This is a genomic window from Mammaliicoccus sp. D-M19 (genome assembly GCF_022386695.1).
GTDB classification, from domain to species: Bacteria; Bacillota; Bacilli; order Staphylococcales; family Staphylococcaceae; genus Mammaliicoccus; species Mammaliicoccus sciuri.
Genome location: NZ_JAJNHW010000003.1, coordinates 205341 through 221641, shown reverse-complemented (window position 1 = coordinate 221641; position 16301 = coordinate 205341). Strand labels below are relative to the sequence as shown.

General features: G+C 34.0%; 13 protein-coding genes. 6 read left to right on the top strand and 7 right to left on the bottom strand.

Going from position 1 to position 16301, the window contains the following annotated elements:
- The first annotated feature begins 49 nt into the window (after positions 1-49).
- Both LQ675_RS09255 and LQ675_RS09250 read left to right on the top strand, forming a co-directional pair.
- Positions 50-481, top strand: coding sequence for a MarR family winged helix-turn-helix transcriptional regulator (locus LQ675_RS09255; RefSeq protein ID WP_075578167.1), 432 nt, complete (start codon positions 50-52; stop codon positions 479-481).
- Positions 481-1677 (top strand): MFS transporter, encoded by a 1197-nt coding sequence (locus LQ675_RS09250; RefSeq protein WP_239727520.1) that lies wholly within the window; start codon positions 481-483, stop codon positions 1675-1677. Before LQ675_RS09255 ends, LQ675_RS09250 begins: the two co-directional genes overlap by 1 nt.
- A gap of 403 nt (positions 1678-2080) precedes the next feature.
- On the opposite strand, the gene LQ675_RS09245 is transcribed toward LQ675_RS09250, so the two are convergent.
- From LQ675_RS09245 to LQ675_RS09225, 5 genes are all read right to left on the bottom strand, one after another.
- Positions 2081-3553 carry a catalase gene (locus LQ675_RS09245; protein ID WP_075578166.1) on the bottom strand — a complete coding sequence of 491 codons (1473 nt, stop codon included), beginning with the start codon at positions 3551-3553 and terminating at the stop codon, positions 2081-2083.
- 325 nt (positions 3554-3878) lie between these two features.
- The gene (locus LQ675_RS09240) at positions 3879-4340 is read right to left on the bottom strand and encodes an NUDIX domain-containing protein (protein ID WP_075578165.1); all 462 of its coding nucleotides are present in this window, start codon (positions 4338-4340) and stop codon (positions 3879-3881) included.
- A 24-nt stretch (positions 4341-4364) separates the two neighbouring features.
- Entirely contained in the window at positions 4365-5297 is a 933-nt protein-coding gene (locus tag LQ675_RS09235) for a DMT family transporter (RefSeq protein ID WP_048541194.1), read from the bottom strand.
- A complete protein-coding gene (locus LQ675_RS09230) occupies positions 5294-6592 on the bottom strand; it encodes a D-serine ammonia-lyase (protein WP_107610476.1) in 1299 nt (432 codons plus the stop codon). The genes LQ675_RS09235 and LQ675_RS09230 overlap by 4 nt, the downstream gene beginning before the upstream one ends.
- A 395-nt stretch (positions 6593-6987) precedes the next feature.
- Positions 6988-8433 carry a carbon starvation CstA family protein gene (locus LQ675_RS09225; protein ID WP_119649108.1) on the bottom strand — a complete coding sequence of 482 codons (1446 nt, stop codon included), beginning with the start codon at positions 8431-8433 and terminating at the stop codon, positions 6988-6990.
- A gap of 220 nt (positions 8434-8653) precedes the next feature.
- On the opposite strand from LQ675_RS09225, the gene fdhF reads away from it, so the two are divergent.
- The 4 genes from fdhF to LQ675_RS09205 all read left to right on the top strand — a co-directional run bounded on the left by fdhF (position 8654) and on the right by LQ675_RS09205 (position 14187).
- Positions 8654-11593 (top strand): formate dehydrogenase subunit alpha, encoded by a 2940-nt coding sequence (fdhF, locus tag LQ675_RS09220; RefSeq protein ID WP_239727517.1) that lies wholly within the window; start codon positions 8654-8656, stop codon positions 11591-11593.
- Complete coding sequence (locus tag LQ675_RS09215) at positions 11593-12063, top strand: helical membrane plugin domain-containing protein (RefSeq protein ID WP_119649104.1); 471 nt, start codon at positions 11593-11595, stop codon at positions 12061-12063. Before fdhF ends, LQ675_RS09215 begins: the two co-directional genes overlap by 1 nt.
- Before the next feature lie 123 nt (positions 12064-12186).
- Complete coding sequence (locus tag LQ675_RS09210; RefSeq protein WP_048541187.1) at positions 12187-12954, top strand: N-acetylglucosaminidase; 768 nt, start codon at positions 12187-12189, stop codon at positions 12952-12954.
- Positions 12955-13059: 105 nt separating this feature from the next.
- Positions 13060-14187, top strand: coding sequence for an FAD-dependent monooxygenase (locus LQ675_RS09205; RefSeq protein ID WP_048541186.1), 1128 nt, complete (start codon positions 13060-13062; stop codon positions 14185-14187).
- Between the two features lie 203 nt (positions 14188-14390).
- On the opposite strand, the gene LQ675_RS09200 is transcribed toward LQ675_RS09205, so the two are convergent.
- Positions 14391-15938: a solute symporter family protein gene (locus LQ675_RS09200; protein ID WP_048541185.1), complete on the bottom strand. Its 1548-nt coding sequence runs from the start codon at positions 15936-15938 to the stop codon at positions 14391-14393.
- On the bottom strand, positions 15935-16246 hold the full coding sequence (locus tag LQ675_RS09195) for a DUF485 domain-containing protein (protein WP_107611080.1): 312 nt from the start codon (positions 16244-16246) through the stop codon (positions 15935-15937). The genes LQ675_RS09200 and LQ675_RS09195 overlap by 4 nt, the downstream gene beginning before the upstream one ends.
- Positions 16247-16301: the final 55 nt, after the last annotated feature.

Genomic DNA, 16301 nt, shown 5'->3' with positions numbered 1-16301 from the left:
GTGTTAGTTAGCAAAGCTAACTATATTTTTATGAGAAAAGGTGAAAACAATGAAGAACTTTTTATATTCCTATACAAATTTGTATCGACCATATATTCATCATATTAATGAGATATTGGAACCGTTTGATTTATATGCTGCGCAGTACAAAGTGTTGCATGATATTGCATTTAATCAACCAACCACACTGGTACAAGTTTCAAAGCGTTCTTTTATTGAGAAGCCTACAGCTCGTAAAATTATAAAAAAATTGATCGAACGGGAATTGATTCAAGCAGTTAATAGTAAAGAAGATAAAAGAGAAAAATTCCTTACTTTAACTGAGCAAGGTCAAAATCAATTCGATGAAATCCATCATAGAATTGGTGTATTTCAAGAAAAATGTCTGCAAGCAATTGGTGTCGAAGAAGCGGAACTTAATAAGGCACAAGAGATTTTAGAGAATTTGAGAAGTTATTTAATAGAGGAGGAAACAGAGTAATGAATGACCAAATTAAGAAACCGATTTGGACAAAAGATTTTATATTTAATTTTGTTATTAGCTTTTTTATATTTTTATCAATGTACTTACTATTAGTAACAGTAGGTGGTTATAGTAAGGAAACATTTGGAGTTTCAGACAGTATGGCTGGTCTAGTATCAGGATTATTTATTGTTGGATCATTAGTAGGTAGATTTTTAACAGGTAAATATATCAATATAGTAGGTAGTAAAAAAGTGTTAGTCATCGGTGGGATTCTACTAGTTATCACAAATGGTTTATATCTCGTGACTGCATCATCATTCGCATTGTTATTAATCGTACGTATTCTAAATGGTATTGCAAGTGGGGTAGCAAGTACAGCTACAGGAACAATTGCAGCATTTATCACACCAGCACAACGTCGTAGTGAAGGTATCAGTATGTATAGTTTAAGTATGGTACTCGGTACAGCAATCGGACCATTTATAGGCTTATTACTATATCAACACATTCCAATGTCTGGACTATTTACAATTTGTACGATACTTATTGTTGTAGCATTTGTTATGTCACTATTCATGAAAGTTGAAACACCTGTAATGGCTAGTGTCAAAACAGAAGAGAAAAAAGGATTTAAACTTACTGATTTCTTCTCAGTACATGCCTTACCAATTGCAATCGTAGTTGTAATTGTTAGTATTGCATATTCATCAGTATTGTCATTTATTCAATTCTTTGCACAAGAAAATCATTTAGTAGATGCAGCAAGTTTCTTCTTTGTTGTTTATGCAGTAGCAGTCTTAATTACAAGACCATTTACAGGAAGAATTATGGACCAACGCGGTGAGAATATCGTTACAATACCAGCATTTATATGTTTAATTGTCGGTTTATTCTTAATTAGTATTGCAAGTAATGGTGTGATCTTATTAATCGCAGGTGCATTTATAGGATTAGGATTCGGTAACTTACAATCTATATTCCAAGCATTAGTCGTTAAAGTATCTCCAATAGAAGCAATGGGATTAGCAACATCAACATATTTCATAGGCTTAGACTTCGGATTAGGATTCGGACCATATGTACTAGGTAACTTCACACATTCAATCGGATATTCAGGATTATATCTAGCAATGTCTATCGTAGCCTTAATAGGATTAGTCGCATTCTATTTCTTACACATGATTAAAGCTAAAAAAGTAAGTCAATTATAATAAGTTGATGATATGAAGGGACAGAATTCCGAGAAGTGTCCGTAAGAGGTGTCGTTAGGGACAGAATTCCGAGAAATGTCCGTAAGAGGTGTCGTTAGGGACAGAATTCTGAAAAGTGTCCGTAAGAGTGGGTGTTAGGGACAGAATTCCGAGAAGTGTCCGTAAGAGGTGTCGTTAGGGACAGAATTCCGAGAAATGTACGTAAGAGGTGCTGTTAGGGACAGAATTCCGAGAAATGTCTCTAAGTGAGCAGTTTCTAACTACCAGAATTCAGAATAAAGGAAGTTAGCGATACTCAATTTCTAAACTTCATAATAATCTAGTCTGAGACACCGAGATGTCTCAGACACTACTTAAAAAAATAGCGTATAGGACATTCATTGTCCTATACGCTATTTATATATTATCCTTCTAAATCAACTGAGTTGATATCAATGCCTAATGCATTTGCTACACCTTTACCGTAGTCTGGATCTGCTTTGTAACAGTTACGGATGTGACGGTGTTTTACTTCGTCAGTAGTGCCTTGCATTTCGTTAGCTGTATTTTGGAAAATACGTTGTTGTTGTTCTGGTGATTGGAGACGGAATAATTTACCTGGTTGTTCATAGTAATTATCGTCATCTTCACGGAAGTCGTGTTCGTATAATTCACCTTCAAGTTCTAAACTTGGTTTTTTGTATTCAGGTTGTGATTGATGCGCTTCATAACTATTTGGATAGTAGTTAATTCCGCCACCTTGGTTACCATCTATTCTCATTTGTCCATCTCTTGAGAATGGGCAAACATTTGTTGCAGCTTTTGGAGAGTTTACTGGGATTTGCCAGTGGTTAACACCTAAGCGATAACGTTGCGCATCTCCGTAAGAGAATAAACGACCTTGTAACATTTTATCTGGAGAGAAGTCTATACCAGGGATGATGTTTGTTGGCGCAAATGCAGCTTGTTCAACATCTTGGAAATAGTTCTCTGGGTTACGATTTAATTCGAATTCACCAACTGGAATTAATGGATATTCGTCTTTAAACCATACTTTAGTCAAGTCAAATGGGTTATCTTTATGATTTCTTGCTTGTTCTTCAGTCATAACTTGAATGTACATTTTCCATTTAGGGAAATTGCCTTCTTCAATAGCGTTGAATAAGTCTCTTTGACTTGATTCACGGTCTTTAGCAATTACTTGTTCAGCTTCTTCTGCTGTGTAATTTTCGATACCTTGTTGTGTTCTGAAGTGGAATTTAACCCATACACGTTCACCTGCATCGTTGTACATTGAGTAAGTGTGTGAACCGAAACCGTGCATGTTACGGAATCCTTTTGGAATACCTCTATCTGTCATTAAAATTGTAACTTGGTGTAATGCTTCAGGTAATAATGTCCAGAAGTCCCAGTTTGATTGTGGGTTATGCATGTTTGTTTTAGGGTCACGTTTAACAACATGGTTTAAACTTGCAAATAATTTAGGATCACGGAAGAAGAATACAGGTGTGTTGTTACCAACTAAGTCCCAGTTACCTTCTTCAGTATAAAATTTAAGTGCGAAACCACGTATGTCACGTTCAGCTTCTGCAGCACCACGTTCACCAGCAACTGTAGAGAAACGTGCAAACATTTCAGTTTGCTTACCAATTTCAGAGAATATTTTAGCATTTGTATATTGTGTTATATCATGTGTAACAGTAAAAGTACCGAACGCACCAGAACCTTTAGCGTGCATACGTCGCTCTGGAATCACTTCTCTGTCGAAATGTGCCATTTGTTCTAAGAAATAAATATCTTGCATAGCAAGTGGTCCGCGTTTACCAGCAGTTAATGAATTTTCACGATCTGATACTGGCGCACCAAAAAGTCCTGTAAGTTTTGATTTATTACTCATATCATAATCCTCCTCAAGATTTCTTAATTATAATAATTCTAATTTCATACTAATTATAATTTAAAGTGAGCAAAGTGACAAGTAAAAGAATAAAAAATACAGAAATAATTACAGAGATACTTTGTTATATATTTAGATATAATAACCTAAAAGTGTAAAAACTAAACATTAAACAGGGCTTTTTGAGTAAATTTTACGTTTTGTACACAAATTGTTAATAGAATAATTTTTATTTAAAATGAGAATTGGACAGATTAATTGATTATAAGAACTATAAATAATAAAAAAAGAACGCGTTTTTTCGCGTTCTTAATAGAAATAAATATTAATTAGGTAAATCTCTGTCAATAAATAGTGGCTGAACGTCTACTCTTTTCAAAATGATTTCTTTTGCTTTTTGAGGTAGCAGTTTGATTTCAGGAATTTCTGAGACTTTTAATGATACATATTTAATTTTTTGATCGAATGGAATGATTAAATCATCTAAAGATTCATTAATTGTAGCATGATAAATAAATAATATTTCGTGATAAGACGTACTTTCATATTCAAAGAAGTTTTGAACAGTCGTTAAAAAGTAAATATCATCACATTCAATATTGAGTTCTTCTTTGATTTCACGTTTAATAGCTGAGTCCGAGCTTTCGAAATATTTTACTCTCCCACCAATTAATGCATAATAATCATGTTTTTTATCATAGTGGAAACAATAACCATGCTTATCTTTGATGATTGCGCCAACTCTAATGTTCAACATACCATCGCCTGATTTAAGTGAAAGATCCATCACAACGACCTCCTTAGTGTTAAATTAGAATAATTTAAGAATGACAATGCCAACAAAGACTAATATTGCGCCAATTAATCGTCTCGTTGTAATTTTAAATTTTGGTGTATTAAATAAACCGAAATGATCAATTAAGAGCCCCATTAACATTTGTCCAAATATAACGACCATTAATGTAAGTGCTGCACCGAGTTCAGGCATAAGTAATATGTTCGTCGTAACAAATACAACACCTAATGCACCACCAATAAAGTAAATCGGTTTAATCGTACCTTGTTCAGGTTGATGGAAGCTAAAACGAATTCTACGAACAAGAATAAGTGAAAGAAAGAATAAAGCGATTGTCCCAACAGCAAATGAAATAAGTGCAGAAAAATAAAATGAATCTACTTCATATCTGAGTGCACTATTAATAGCTGTTTGAATAGGGGGAAGACAACCAGTCATAATACCGAGTATCATCCAATAGTTTGTATGATTAGATTGTGTTGTAATGACACGTGATGATTTCTTTTTATAATTCATTAATAATATACCCAGTAACATCAGAATTACGCCAGAAATTCTTCCGATATTGATTGTATGAATGTCAGCATCAAATAATCCAAATTGGTCGATGATCAGTCCCATAATGATTTGACCAGAAACTGTCATCACGACTGTTAATGCTGCGCCAATTCTTGGAAGTAACAATAAATTACCTGTTAAAAAGACGACGCCTAATAGACCACCTGTAAACCAAACGTATGAAAAGTCTTGATTCATTATAAATGAAGGTGTTAATTTTTGTGGATTCATAATAGTATTCACAATGATTAACACAATGGTTCCAATTAAGAATGAATAAAATGATGCGAGTATGGGTGATTTCGTGTAACTACCAAGTTTCGTATTAATAGATGTTTGTAATGGTACACATAACCCTGCTAAAATGCCTAGAATAATTAATAAAATCAATCTTCATAACCCCTTTTTTCTATATCTACAGCTTCTTGATAATAAATCTTTTGTTCATTTTCTGGCACCATATTACCGCCTGTTGACCAAACGAGGTGCGTGGCATTTTCAGAATCATAATTTAAATCATGAATATATTTCAAACCTTGGAAACCTGAAGTAGCAGAAGGTTCTATAAAGATATTTTCATGATCTTTTAAAGATTTTAAATAAAGATAAAGTTGATGGTCATTCACAGTACATGAACCAAACAATAGTGAAGTCATTATGTTTCCGACTAATTTAGAAGGGCGACTGACTGCTAAACCATCTGCAATTGTTTTTCCAGATAAACCTATATCTTGAACGGAAATTTGATCATGTAGTTGTGTAATCATGCCTAAAGTCATACAAGGTGCTTCAGTAGGTTCAATAAAGATAGGATATACATGATCACCATAAATAAGTTTTAATCCAAATGCGACACCACCTGGACCACCACCAACGCCACATGGTAAATAGACGTATAACGGATGCTCTTTATCTACATGAATATTTAAGTCTTTCAATTGATGTTTAAGTCTTAGTGCGCTGACTGCATATCCTAAAAATAAATCTTTAGATGCTTCATCATCAACAAAGTGGCAATATGGATCATCTGCTGCAACTTTACGACCTTCTTTTACAGCATAACCATAATCTTGAACATGTTCTACAACTTCGACTCCTTTAGAACGGAGAAGGTCTTTTTTCCATGTCTTAGCATCTTGAGACATATGAACTGTTACTTTGAAACCTAATTTGGCACTCATAATACCAATGCTTAATCCTAAATTGCCAGTTGATCCAACAGCAATTCTGTATTTAGAGAAAATAGATTGATATTGTTCAGTAGCAAGTAGGCGATAATCACTGTTGATCGTAAAATCAGCTTCTTTAATTGCCGTTTCCTCAGCAAACTTTAGCACTTCATAAATGCCACCACGTGCTTTAATAGAACCAGAAATAGGTAAAGCGTGGTCACCTTTAAGTAATAAATGTCCCTTTAAATGGCTGAATCGTGCTCTTTTGAAATGATCTAATGAAAAAATTTGAGATTCAATTTTTCCATTATTTTGTTTCGTTTCAGGAAAGACTTCTTCAATATACGGGGCAAAACGTGCCAATCTTTGTTCAGCATCTAGTACATCATCCATTGAAAATGGTAAGTCAGTAGTCGTTAAATAGTCAGGGTTTTTCCAGAATATTTCTTCTCCACGTTTAATATTAGAAATAATAGGATACGTATCTTCTAATGCTTTTATGTCTATAGACATGAATAATCTCTCCTTTTTAAAATATGATGTAATACAATAGTACAACTGTTTCAATATTATAGATAGATTGTGATTATAAAAAATATATGATTATTTGTATCCTTTAACAATAATAGGAGGTTTGGTAGTTTTTGGGATTCCAAGAACGGCATGTATGTAGTGGGTGAGTTAATTACAAAAGTCGGCGGAAGTGTAACTAAGGGGGTCTATAATTACAAAAGTCGTCGGAAGTGTAAATAAGGGCGTCCATAGTAACAAAAGTCGGTCGAATTGTAACTAAGGGGGCGTTAATTACAAAACCCGACCAAACTGTAACTAAAAACCCCATTATCATCACTTCACACCAAACATACTCAACCAAAAGACTTCCGACCTATAATCGAAAGTCTCCATTTTTATGATGTATATAAATCTCTTGTAGGTGTCGGGATTCTACTTGGATCTGCATGTTTAATAATTGCACGTACATATAATGAAGCGACAATTAGAAATACCACTGATCCGCCAATTACAGATGTTTGATATGGTAATGATAATCCTTCAGGTGCGTATAACACATACACGCTAATTGCAGCTGTCATGAATAATGCTGGTATCCCGGCTACTAAATGTTTCTTGCCATATCTTAATAAGTAACTTACACTTACCCACAACATAACTGTTGCGACGATTTGATTTGAGAATCCAACGTATCTCCATAAGAATGAATAATCAATTGTTGATAGTAAGAAAGCTGGTAATCCTACAGCAAAGCTTGCTGCAATCATTAATACTTTTGGTTTAATATTTATTTTATCTCTCATGAAATCTTCTATAATCATTCTTGAACTTCTAAGTGCAGTATCACCAGTTGTAATAGGTAGGATGATAACACCAAGTAGTGCAAGGATACTACCAAATGGTCCTAATAGTTCCATTGAGATTTGGTCAACTACACCAGCTGGACCAATAGATTGTAATTTTGCTGCTAATCCTTCTGTACCACCGAAGAATGTCATACCAGCTGCTGCCCAAATTAATGCGATAATACCTTCAGAAATCATTGCACCATAAAAGACTTTTCTACCTTCTGATTCATTTTTAACTGTTCTTGAAATGATTGGACTTTGCGTACAATGGAAACCTGAAATTGCACCACAAGATATTGTCACCATAAGTAATGGCCAAACAGGTAGTTCTTTAGGATGCATATTATGAATGGTAATTTCAGGAATAGGTTTACCACTGAATATTAAAGCAACGGCTACACTAACTGCCATAACGATTAAGATAACACCGAATATTGGATAAATACGTCCAATTATTTTATTGATAGGAAGAATAGCTGCTAGTATAAAGTATGTAAAAATGATAACTAATGCTACGAAGAATGAAATAGGTGTCTTGCTTGATAATAACTGAGCTGGACCAGCAACAAAAGCAGCTGCAACGAGCACCATCAAGACGACAGACACAACGTCTGTGAACACTCTAATAATCTTACCTAAATAATGTTGTACAAGCATAGGGAACTGTGCACCGCCATGTCTCAAACTTAGCATGCCTGAGAAGTAGTCATGTACACCTCCAGCGACGATACAACCTACAACAATCCAGATAAATGCTACAGGTCCATATAAAGCACCAGCTACTGCACCAAATATCGGACCCAATCCAGCTATGTTGAGCAGTTGAATCATCCATCCTTTCCAAGCAGGCATAGGTACAAAATCCATATTATCTTGTTTACTATACGCTGGAGTTTGTTTATCTGGATGTATCTCGAATACACGTTCAACATATTTTCCGTAAAAGATATACCCCAAAATTAAAATAATAATACTAGAAATAAATGTAACCATTGTAAAACCTTCTTTCGAACTAAGAATATTCATAGATTAGCAAAAATTTTACAGTGTATCAATAATATTTTTGAAATTTCTGAAAATTTATCGATATAGTAAACGTAACAATTATTTGCAATTGTAAAATTACAAAATTATAATCAAAAGTAAGCCTTTTCATTTAAAGATGATTATATTTGGCTTTTTTGGGCATAATTTCATAGAGGGGGTAGTCAATATGCAAGAACATCAGGTTATAACAATTGATGGTAAAGATTTTCTTGTAGAAGAGGGCATGAGGCTATTGGACTTTATTAAAGCTGAAAAGTTATCCTTTGTGCCGTCTATATGCTACAACGAATCTTTAGGACCGATTGAAACGTGTGACTCATGTGTCGTTGAAGTTAATGGACAACTTCAACGTGCGTGCAGTACGATGATTGAGAATGGTATGGTTGTGAATACGCAACTTGAATCTGTAAAATCAGCTCAGAAACAAGCATTGGACAGAGTGCTTGAACACCATGAATTATATTGTACAGTTTGTGATTATAATAATGGCAATTGCGAAATTCATAATACAATGGGTGAATTTGGTTTGGAACATCAATCTAATCCATTCCAATCTAAAGGTTATGAAAAAGATTTTGGGGCATTTTATAGATATGATCCGGATCAATGTATTTTATGTGGAAGATGTGTAGAGGTATGTCAAGATGTACAAGTGAACGAAACATTGACGATTGATTGGGAAAGAAAACAACCTAGAGTTATTTGGGACAATGATCGTGCGATTGATGAATCAAGTTGTGTGAATTGTGGACAATGTGTAACGGTATGTCCATGTAATGCTTTGATGGAAAATAACATGCTAGGTAATGCAGGCTATATGACTGATCAAGAACCAGGTTTATTACGTTCGATGATTGAACTCACTAAAAAAGCTGAAACTGGGTATGGACCTCTATTTGCGATTTCTGATTCAGAAGCGGCGATGAGAGAAGATGTTATTAAGAAGACTAAGACAGTATGTACATACTGTGGTGTAGGTTGTTCTTTTGATGTTTGGACAAAAGATAGAGAAATATTAAGAGTGTTACCGCATGAAGATTCTCCAGCAAATCATATTTCTACGTGTGTAAAAGGGAAATTTGCTTGGGATTATGTGAATTCTGGAGATAGATTAACTAAGCCTTTAGTTAGAAAAGAAGGCTATTTCCAAGAAGTTGAATGGGATGAAGCTTTGAGAGTGATTAGTACTCGATTTTCTCAAATTAAAAATCAATATGGTAAAGATGCATTAGCGTTTATTTCATCTTCTAAATGTACGAATGAAGAATCATATTTAATGCAGAAATTAGCAAGACAAGTTATCGGAACGCATAATGTCGATAATTGTTCTAGATATTGTCAATCACCAGCTACTCAAGGATTGTTTAGAACGGTGGGTTATGGTGGTGATTCCGGTTCAATTGAAGATTTAGAAAAAGCTAAAATGGTCATTACTATCGGTACAAACACAGCCGAAGCACATCCTGTTATCGCGAGTAGAATCAAACGTGCACATAAATTATTAGGACAAAAATTATATGTATTTGATATTAGAAAACACGAGATGGCTGAACGTGCAGATAAATTTTATCAACCAAATCCTGGTACAGATTTAGTTTGGCTATCAGCTGTTACAAAATATATTATCGACCAAAATTGGCACGATGGAGCTTTTATCAATAAATGGGTTAATGATTTTGATAGTTATTATGACAGTCTTAAAACGTTTACGTTAGAGTATGCAGAAAGTCTAACGGGCATTAGTCAAACAGAACTTAAACATATTGCTAAACAAGTTGCAGAAACTGAATCTCTATCCATTTGTTGGGCTATGGGTGTAACGCAACATCGTATCGGTAGTGATACAAGTACAGCCATTTCTAACTTATTGTTAGTAACAGGTAATTATATGAGACCTGGTACAGGTGCTTATCCTTTAAGAGGTCACAACAATGTTCAAGGATGTAGTGATATGGGCAGTATGCCAAACACATTCCCAGGATATCAAGATGTGTCTGATGATGAAGTGAGACATAAATTTGAACAAGCTTGGCAAGTTTCGCTCGATTCAGAAAGAGGTTTGGACAACCATCAAATGATAGATAGTATACATGAAGGGACATTACACTCACTTTATATTAAAGGTGAAGATACAGGTGTTGTAGATGCTAATATTAATTATGTCAGATCAGCATTTGAGAAAATTGATTTCTTAGTCGTTCAAGATTTATTTTTATCAAAAACAGCCGAATTTGCGGATGTTGTGTTACCTGCATCTCCTTCATTAGAAAAAGATGGTACATTTACAAATACTGAAAGACGTGTTCAAAGAATAAATAAAGCATTAGACACGCTTGGAGATTCTAAACCAGACTGGGAAATCATTCAATTAATTGCACAGTCACTTGGCGCAGATTGGGATTATCAACATCCTAGTGAAATATGGTATGAAGCACAATCACTCATGCCTTTAGTTAAAGGAATTACGTATGATCGATTAGAAGGATTTGATAGTTTACAATGGCCAATGAATGATGATGGTACTGATACACCATTATTATATACAGAAAGATTTAATTTCCCTGATGGTAAGGCTAGACTTTATCCATTGTCATTTAATGTTGAGTCTAAAAAGACAAAAGAAATGTCATTACACGTTAACAATGGACGTGTATTAGAACATTTCCATGAAGGTAATATGACTTATCAAGTACCTGGTTTAAAATATAAAATGCCTAGAAACTTCTGTGAGATTTCTAAAGAACTCGCTGAAGAACATGGTATCGAAAATGGTGCGAGAGTTAAAGTAACTTCCAAGGTAGGTACAGTAGAAGTGAATGTGCAAGTTACAGACAGAGTAGCAGGTAATAATATTTATATTCCGTTAAATGATCAGAATGAAGGTGCACCTAACTTTGTAACAGATAGTGATGTTGATAAAGATACAAATACACCAGCATATAAAGATAATTATGCGAAGTTAGAATTTATCACTAAAAAAGGCAAATCACCTATACCTAAACATAATTCGCGGTTTGGTAATAGACAGCCACAGATTAGTGTGAGAGTACAAGACAAGTGGGCGAAATCAAGTTATACATTCCCTAGTAAAGGTGGCGATGCATAATGGGTGAAAGAGTTAAAGTGTTTAAGAAAATTCATAAAAGTAGAGAATATATAATTGAAGAAAATATGAATGACATTAAATCACGATTATCAGATCGAAAAATTGCCATTGAAAAAGGAATTGATATACTCGATGCACTGGAAGAAGCGGAAGCGTTAGATGCATTTCACGCAGCCATTGTGCAACGTAAAATCATTACGAAAAATATCGTCAATGAACTGAATAAAGAACAATATGAAGGTATTTTAGGAAATCTTGGACAAGTTCTATTTCTATTAGGAGAATTGGATATAGAAGAAACATCTACTTTCGTGAGAAGGATTAATAACGGCATGAAAGTTGCGAATAGGGCTAATCCTTATAAGAAGACTTCTGTTACAGATTTATTAGGCGCACTTAAAGATCCAGAAATTAATCAAAGTGTAACGCTATTATTGAACTTTTTAAAAGGTATGAGTAGAGACGAGTGAGACAGATTTCTGTCTCACTCTTATTTTTTGAAAACATTTCGTTGAAATTTAAGAAAATATAAGATAAGTTAAAACAGTAACATTGCTTATACAAATAGAAAAGGTGTGAATATTATTAACTTTTTGAGAGAAAGGTTTTCTTTAATTTTAGGGCTCACAATTATTATTATATTTATTGTTTTATTATTTATTTTTGAGTCTCCTTTTTTTAAAAATCATCAAACACATACTTATGAAGAAGCGCTCGAAATTCAAACGCAAAGTGATGCACCAGCTGTTACACAAAAGGACAATAAATTCGTGTATGCTGATAAAAAAGATATAGATAAATTTATGGATATTGACAAAAGTCAGACAGACTTTCAATTCATAGATATATCTAAAAAAGTAGATGTATCAGAAAAACAAGTTAAAGACATTTTAAAAGATAAAGGCATATTAAAAGGTAAAGAAAAAGCATTTATAGAAGCCCAAGAAAAATATGATGTCAATATCATCTACTTGATGAGTCATGCTTTTATCGAAACTGGAAATGGTAATTCTGAATTGGCAAGTGGTGTCAAAATGTCCAACGGTAAAACATTCTATAATTTCTATGGGATTGGGGCATTTGATCAAGATGCTGTAGAAACGGGTAGTAGTTATGCGCGTAAGAAAGGTTGGACTTCTCCAGAAAAAGCTATAAATGGAGGCGCAGAATTTATTAAAAAGGACTATCTTAACAATGGGCAAGACACATTATATAAAATGAGATGGAACCCTTATAATCCTGGACAGCATCTTTATGCAACAGATGTGAATTGGGCAACAAGTATCGGTAAAATTATGGAAGGTTATTATGATGACCATAATTTGAAGAAATCAAAAGTCCATAAAGACTATTACAAATAAAGGTTACCCCTAGTTCAATATGAACTAGGGGTAAAGATATGTAAGGATTCGTGTTAAAATAAAGTTTATAATCAAATTTTTATTTCAAAGAAAGTAGTGAACAAAATGAAAATTGCTGTAATTGGGGCAGGCATCGGTGGATTAACGACTGCTGGATTACTAAGTCAAACGGGACATGAAGTTTATGTTTATGAACAACGTGGCAATTTAGAACAAGATGGCGCCGGTTTAGGCATTGGAAGTAATGTCCTTAAAGCATTAAAACAATATAAAATGGCATATGCAATTGAGCAAGAAGGCCAACCATTAAGAAAAATAGAAATTAGATCTGATTTAGATGAATTTTTAAATTCATTAATGATGGATCAAGATGAACATAAAAATATTACGATTCATAGAAAAGTGTTACATGAAATCTTAAAAACACATGTACCATCAGATAATATTTATTTAAATCATGAAGTTAAAACGTTTAAACAAACAGCTGACGATGTACGACTTTATTTTACAAATGGTTTAGAAGAACAATTTGATTTAGTAATTGCAGCAGATGGTATACATTCAAAAGTAAGAACACAACTTTATCCGAAATCAGCACCTAAGTATGCTGGATACACTTGTTTCAGAGGCGTTGTAAATGAGAAGTTAAATATTGAACAAGACGTTACACTAGAATATTGGGGACATAAAGGAAGATTTGGCATAGTTCCTTTAAAAGACAACGAATTATACTGGTTCTGCACAATGAATGCTAAAGAAAATGATTTGCAATTTAAGTCATTTGAGAAACCACATCTTCAAGCATACTTCAATCAATTCCCAGATGAAGTAAGAACCGTATTAGATGCACAAGAAGAAACAGGCATATTACATCATGATATGTATGACCTCGTACCATTGAAATCATTCGTTTCAAATAGAGTTGTTCTATTAGGTGACGCAGCACATGCAACAACACCGAACATGGGACAAGGTGCAGGCCAAGCAATAGAAGACGCCGTAACATTAGTTAATTTAATAAACGATCGAGATATAGAATCAGCCTTAAAACGATATGACAAATTAAGAACGAAACATACTAAAAAAGTCATCATAAAATCAAGAAAAATCGGTAAAGCAGCACAATCATCAAGTACTTTAAAAATTAAAATAAGAAATAAAATGCTCAAACAAAAATCTTCAAAATCACTTAGTAAAAAAGTGAAGTTTTTACAAAAAGCAAAATTAAAATAAGTAAAAACCGCTTAGACACGACGGATGTCTAAGCGGTTTTTGACATTTAATAAGTTAGTTGGATATGCTAATTACCAGAATTCCGAGAAATGGTAGTTAGGAGCGTCTAATTAGGGACATTATTCGGAATTGTGTCTCTAACAGCCTCTTAGGGACATTACTCGGAATTCTGTCCCTAAATACTTCACCAACATTACTAATTTTTAATGTGTAATATCTGAAGTTGATATGCCTGTTGCTGATTTAACTTGTACTTCTTGGAATTTATCATGTGATTCTGATTTACCTAGGAATGTTCCTAAAAATGCACCAATAAAGCCTGCTGGTACTGATATGATTGCAGGATTTGATAAAGGGAATATTGGCGACATTGTAATAAATGCTGTTCCTTCTGGATTCATGACATTTGGACTTAGTATAACGAGTATAAGTGACACGATTAAGCCGACAGCTATTCCTGTGATGGCACCGTGTGTATTAAATCTCTTCCAAAATATCGTAAATACAATGACTGGTAAATTTGCACTTGCTGCGACACAAAATGCTAATGATACTAAGAATGCTACGTTTAAATTTTGAGCAAATAAGGCTAATATAATGGATACGACTGAAACTGCTAATGAAGCTAATTTTGCTGCTTTCATCTGTTCACGTTCGCTTATTTTACCTTTTTTAATGACTTGTCCGTAAATATCATGTGCGAATGCAGACGCGCCTGTTAATACTAAACCTGCTACTACTGCCAATATCGTAGCAAATGCAACGGCCGAAACAAATGACATTAGGAAATCTCCACCTAATTTTGCTGCTAATAATGGGGCTGCCATATTACCAGCAGGGTTGGCGCTAATAATTTCTTCACGTGTTAATAATGCTGCTGCGCCAAATCCAAGGAATATCGTTAAAATGTAAAAGATACCGATAATCCATGTTGCCCACATAACAGAAGACCTTGCCGTTTGAGCATCTTTAACTGTAAAGAATCGCATCAATATGTGTGGTAATCCAGCTGTACCAAATAATAACGCAATAATTAATGAGATGTTATCTAACGGTGGTTTACCTTGTGAACCTGGATTAATAAATTCACCTTTGAAATCAGATGACTTAATGTTATGCATTTCACCAAACATCGTAGAAAGGTTGAAGTCAAAATGTAATAACACTAAAAATGAAATAATCACTGTGCCAATCATAAGTAATACTGCTTTAACCATTTGTACCCAACTTGTTGCTGTCATACCACCAAATAATACATAAATGGTCATCATAATACCAACTAGAATAACAGCGAGTGTATAAGGTATACCAAATAGTAATTGAATAAGTGCACCTGCACCAACGAGTTGTGCAAGCATATAGAAAATAACTATTGTAATAGAAGAAACTGCAGCCATTGCTCTCACTTTTTTCAATTCAAATCGTGCTGCAATCATATCTGCTAAAGTATATTTACCAAGATTTCTTAACGGCTCAGCTACAATGTATAACACAATAAGATAAGCTGTTAAATAACCGATACTATAGAAAAAACCATCAAACCCCCATAATGCGATGGCACCTGCTATACCTAAAAATGATGCGGCAGATAAATAATCACCTGCAATTGCCAATCCATTTTGCCAACCTGTTAAGCCACCACCAGCAGTGTAGAAGTCATTTGCTGATTGCGTTCTTTTAGATGCAAAATATGTAATAAACAATGTGATCCCGACAAATACTAAAAACATAACGACAACGATGACATTCATAAGTTTTGCTCCTCTCTATATGCTTTTAATAGTTCCTCAGCATCTTTATCAAAAGACTTCGCTTTTCGCATGTACAAAGTGACAAGTGTCCAAACCATAATGAATAATAATAAAGCGTAAATCCATGCCCAAGAGATATTCCAAAATGCAATATTATTCAAGATGTTTGTATAACCAGTCAATACTGGAAATAGGAGCGTTGCAATAATAAAGAATATAGAGATAGGAAATATGAAATTATTTCTTTTTTTCAGAAGTTCTTTAAACTTTGGCTCTGCTGCTAAACGCTTGAAATCATGCTCTGCCATACTTATAACCCCCTTATTTGTAGATGTAAAAATACATCTTAAGTTTCATTTTATT